Below are 562 nucleotides of genomic sequence, written 5' to 3' on the forward strand. Positions count from 1 at the left end.
GATCAAGTCTACTCAATGTTTGCTGTTCCGTCGAACCGGCGTTTTACGACGGCGGATTGCCGTGCATTTTCCGATGCTCAGCACGCTGTTGGCCGCCTGGTTTTTTCGCGGCAGCACCGTAAGAAAAGGCGTGCACCGGCCCCTGCACCTAAACTGGAACCGGCAGCCGGATATCCGGCAGCCGCGTATGCCATAAGTCCCCTTCGGGAAATCAACGCAACCACAGACGGGAACGCCATGCCTTCCACCGGCCGAATTTCAGAGCGCATCGCTTCGATCGCGGAGTCCGCGACACTTGCCGTAGACGCCAAGGCGAAGGCACTCAAGGCAGCAGGGCGGCCGGTGATTGGCTTCGTTGCAGGCGAGCCGGATTTCCCGACCCCGGAGTACATTGTCGACGCGGCGGTCGAGGCCGCCCGCAACCCGCGCTTCCACCGCTACTCCCCCGCCGGCGGGCTGCCTGAACTGAAAAAGGCCATCGCGGAGAAAACGCTGCGCGATTCCGGTTATGCCGTGGACCCGAGCCAAATCCTGGTGACCAACGGCGGCAAGCAGGCGGTTT

General features: G+C 62.3%; 2 protein-coding genes. Both read left to right on the forward strand.

Features of this window, described 5'->3' with window-relative positions; translation table 11 throughout:
• Window positions 1–196 (forward strand): hypothetical protein (locus CXQ90_RS22740; RefSeq protein WP_219816755.1); only part of this gene is annotated, 196 nt, incomplete at its 5' end.
• A 41-nt stretch (window positions 197–237) separates the two neighbouring features.
• Window positions 238–562 (forward strand): aminotransferase class I/II-fold pyridoxal phosphate-dependent enzyme (locus CXQ90_RS21835; RefSeq protein ID WP_146068972.1); only part of this gene is annotated, 325 nt, incomplete at its 3' end.

It is taken from the genome of Arthrobacter sp. ZGTC131 (assembly GCF_002929275.1).
Taxonomy (GTDB): domain Bacteria; phylum Actinomycetota; class Actinomycetes; order Actinomycetales; family Micrococcaceae; genus Arthrobacter.